The sequence below is a fragment of the Moraxella bovoculi genome (assembly GCF_000988745.2).
Classification (GTDB): Bacteria; Pseudomonadota; Gammaproteobacteria; order Pseudomonadales; family Moraxellaceae; genus Moraxella; species Moraxella bovoculi.
Map to the genome: position 1 here is coordinate 1 of NZ_CP031768.1, position 3,320 is coordinate 3,320.

General features: G+C 36.1%; 5 protein-coding genes. 2 read left to right on the forward strand and 3 right to left on the reverse strand.

The window, feature by feature from the left end; translation table 11 throughout:
- Nucleotides 1–957 (forward strand): replication initiation protein RepM, encoded by a 957-nt coding sequence (repM, locus tag AAX10_RS09980; RefSeq protein WP_193550999.1) that lies wholly within the window; start codon nucleotides 1–3, stop codon nucleotides 955–957.
- A gap of 67 nt (nucleotides 958–1,024) precedes the next feature.
- Here the strand turns inward: repM and AAX10_RS09985 are convergent, their stop codons facing one another.
- Together AAX10_RS09985 and AAX10_RS09990 are read right to left on the reverse strand one after the other, a co-directional pair.
- The gene (locus tag AAX10_RS09985) at nucleotides 1,025–1,282 is read right to left on the reverse strand and encodes a type II toxin-antitoxin system YafQ family toxin (RefSeq protein ID WP_149038916.1); all 258 of its coding nucleotides are present in this window, start codon (nucleotides 1,280–1,282) and stop codon (nucleotides 1,025–1,027) included.
- The gene (locus AAX10_RS09990; RefSeq protein WP_149038917.1) at nucleotides 1,260–1,547 is read right to left on the reverse strand and encodes a type II toxin-antitoxin system RelB/DinJ family antitoxin; all 288 of its coding nucleotides are present in this window, start codon (nucleotides 1,545–1,547) and stop codon (nucleotides 1,260–1,262) included. The genes AAX10_RS09985 and AAX10_RS09990 overlap by 23 nt, the downstream gene beginning before the upstream one ends.
- Nucleotides 1,548–1,762: 215 nt before the next feature.
- Here AAX10_RS09990 and AAX10_RS09995 point away from each other — a divergent pair, with 215 nt between their 5' ends.
- Nucleotides 1,763–2,017: a hypothetical protein gene (locus tag AAX10_RS09995; protein WP_149038918.1), complete on the forward strand. Its 255-nt coding sequence runs from the start codon at nucleotides 1,763–1,765 to the stop codon at nucleotides 2,015–2,017.
- Nucleotides 2,018–2,683: 666 nt separating this feature from the next.
- Here the strand turns inward: AAX10_RS09995 and AAX10_RS10000 are convergent.
- On the reverse strand, nucleotides 2,684–2,980 hold the full coding sequence (locus AAX10_RS10000) for a hypothetical protein (RefSeq protein WP_149038919.1): 297 nt from the start codon (nucleotides 2,978–2,980) through the stop codon (nucleotides 2,684–2,686).
- Between the last annotated feature and the right edge of the window lie 340 nt (nucleotides 2,981–3,320).

The window sequence follows — 3,320 nt, forward strand, 5'->3', positions numbered from 1 at the left end:
ATGGGAAGCTTAATCGTTAAGGATAATGCGTTAGTTGAAGCAAGTCATAAGCTAGGCGAAGTTGAGCAAAGATTGATTTTATTGGCAATCTTAAAGGCTCGTGAAGTGGGCGACACCGTAGAGCAATTAAGGGGCAAAGAATTGATTATTCATGCCGATGATTACGCTAAAACCTTTGGTATTAGCCAACAAATGGCTTACCATGCGTTAAAAAAGGCGGTTATGGGCTTATTTGAAGCTAAATGGGGGTATAAATACATTAACGACAAGGGCAATAAGGTAGTACGCTATGAACGCTTTACACAGTCAGCCCAATATGTTGAAGGGGAAGGATTGGTTAGCTTTAAATTTGCCGATGCCATTATCCCAATGCTTGTAGAATTGGAAAGACGGTTTACAAGCTATGAGATTGAACAGGTTGCCCAATTATCTAGCCAATATGCCATGCGGTTATATGAATTTTTTGTGCGACATTTGGATAAAAAGACGGGTACAGGGTGGCTAGATATTTCCCTTGATGACTTGCGTTTTCGCTTTGGACTACTGCCGAATGAATATAAGACAATGAGTAATTTTAAGGCATATGTATTAGATTTTTCCCTAAAACAAATCAATGAATACACCGACTTATCAGCCACTTACACCCAAAAGAAACAGGGGCGGAAGATTGTTGGCTTTACTTTCACTTTTAAAGCTAAAACCAAGTCTAAAAAGACCCCTAAGCCGCCCTTAGAGCGTGATACCAACACTTTTGACATGCTTGCGCCCATTAGCATGACAGACAAGCAACGCCAGATGTTCGCCACCAAACTAGCAGAACTCAGTGAACTTGGAGAGTACGCACCAAGCGGAGCGAGTTATCAAGAATACGCTAAGAAAATCGAAAAAGAACTGCTAGACCGTGAAAAAGCCGAATTTTACCGCCCGTACTTAGAGAAATTAGGATTTAAGGCATAAAAAAACGCCCTTGCGATTGCCAAACCAATTAAGGCAAAAGCGCAAGGGCGTTGTTTTTGGCGATAGGTTAGCCAAAAACTTCTGAATGTGAATTTAGGCGAGCCAAATGTAAGATTTCGCCATCAATTCGATAAATCAAAACCAAATCATTGGCAACATGGCAATCACGCCAACCGCTCCAATTACCAGTTAATGTATGGTCTTTGTATTTTGTTGGCAAAACTTCGCCACGGCTAAGATAAGCCAAAACTGCTACCAAGTTTGTTGATAGCTTGATTTTGCGTAAATCCCTATCAAAGTCCTTACTGGTCTTGACTTGTAGCATAACCATGCTCCGCTAATAATTCATCAAGATTAGCGTAAAGCTTGCCACCGCCATTGTCCAGCTCTTGCATGGCTCTTATTGTTGTTGCATTTGGCTGATATTCCGCCTGATAGCTCAGATTAAGTGGAAATTTACGAGTAGCCACCAGTTCCAAAAACAGCATTTTGACCGCTTGACTTGGCGAAATGCCATAACCGTCCAAAATTGCCTTTGCTTGGTGCTTTAAATCGTCATCAATACGGATATTTAAATTTGAAGTTGTCATAATTTAGGCTCACATTGCACATATATCTGTTTACATTGTATAATGATTTTGGGGCAAAATCAAGTAAATGTATTTAGATTGTAGATAAAATACAAATACAGCAAAAAGGCTTAGCGATAGCGACGGCTTGGAACAGGCACCGCAGGCACGGGCTTATCGCTCCAATTTTGCTCAAAACGAATACCAAATTTAATTTTTTCGATAATTGTGCTAAGATGGAACACGGTAATAAAACAACAGGCTTATTTATCATGAAAACTAACGCAGAAAATCAAAAAAAGTATAGGGAAAACCAAATAAATAAAGGGTCTAAGAGACTTGACACCTACATTGATGCTGAAAACTCCAAACAATTGGAGTATCTGGTGAAAGAGATGGGGCTTAGCAAAAGAGCCATTATAGAAATCCTTATAAGTACTGAATTTACTAGGCTTAAAGGCTATAATTTAGCAAAAACAAAAAAATTATAACCCTTTAATTATTACCGTGTAATATATATCCCAACTACAAACACATTCATACCCACCAATAAAAAATTAAAAGCCCTTAGAACGCTCTGTAATGCTCTCTAAGGGCTTTTAATTTTTTATTGGTATCATTATACCGCCTAGGGTCTAAAAAGCCCTTAAAGCGCATTTAAAGCGCATTTAATCGATAAAAGCCTAGCAACCCTTTGTTAATTAAAAATTGTTTAATTTTTACCGCATTTTGGACTATTTACCCAAAATGCGTTATTTTTTATCATGGTTGTATACAAACAATTCCTTTTAAAATCAATAAGTTAAATACGATTTTTGACGTTTTTGTATACAAAATAATCTTAAAGTGTATACAGCTACAAGCCTTATATACCAAGGCTTGTAGGTAGGTTGATTTTGTTGCGTGGTGTGTGGTTAGAAAATCAGCCCTCTGCAAGAGAATATTGAGCCCTAAATCAGATTTTATTCTTGGGTAACGATTGTGAAGTGGCATATACCCAATTCAAAATTCAATAGGTTGATTTAAATTAACACGGTAAGAATTTAAAGTGGATTTCTTAGCCAGAATGTAGCCGCCACAATCAATGCAACCACGATACTACCAAAACAAGCAATACTTTTGTAATATCGATTGCTATTTTTACTTTCTCCAATTCTTCACGACTGTAAGAGTTTAAAGATTGTGCCACATATTGCAAGAATAACAATAAGCAAAGCTACCCAAGGATATAATTTTGTTTCCTTGATGATTTTTTCTTGCTCGGCTTGCATTTTAGCAATTCTTGCTTTGCGTTCCTCAGCCTCAGCATCTAATTGGGCTTGCATTTTGGAAATATGGGCTTGACGTCCCAGTTTTTCATTTTCAAATCGTTGTTTATCCATTTCCATATCATACAATGATTGCCTTACCATGCGTTTTATTGTGTGCAAGATTTCATCAGTTTCATCAGTCATAATTACCCCCCCCCCCTTATTACCAGATAATTTCTTATTTTAGTCCATTATTCCAGTTTTTTGGATAGAATGATATAAAAATTAAAAAAATAACCAAAAACCTTTTTTATTGTTTTATTGTTTTATTGTTTTATAGACCTCTTGAAAGCCTTATGTAGCAAGGGTTACAGAGTTCATTTAACTAGGTTTATATACATATATGAATAGGTTTATATACATATATGAATAGGTTTATATACATATATGAATAGGTTTATATACAATTTAACTAGCTAAAAATATTTTTATTTTTAGCTAGTAATATGATATATTTATTTAATTGTAGAAATCAGGTGTATAT

Excerpts from the sequence above, each read along its gene's own strand:
- repM (WP_193550999.1), top strand. The coding sequence starts at position 1 with ATGGGAAGCTTAATCGTTAAGGATAATGCGTTAGTTGAAGCAAGTCAT.
- AAX10_RS09985 (WP_149038916.1), bottom strand. The coding sequence starts at position 1,282 with ATGCTACAAGTCAAGACCAGTAAGGACTTTGATAGGGATTTACGCAAA.
- AAX10_RS09990 (WP_149038917.1), bottom strand. The coding sequence starts at position 1,547 with ATGACAACTTCAAATTTAAATATCCGTATTGATGACGATTTAAAGCAC.
- AAX10_RS09995 (WP_149038918.1), top strand. The coding sequence starts at position 1,763 with ATGGAACACGGTAATAAAACAACAGGCTTATTTATCATGAAAACTAAC.
- AAX10_RS10000 (WP_149038919.1), bottom strand. The coding sequence starts at position 2,980 with ATGACTGATGAAACTGATGAAATCTTGCACACAATAAAACGCATGGTA.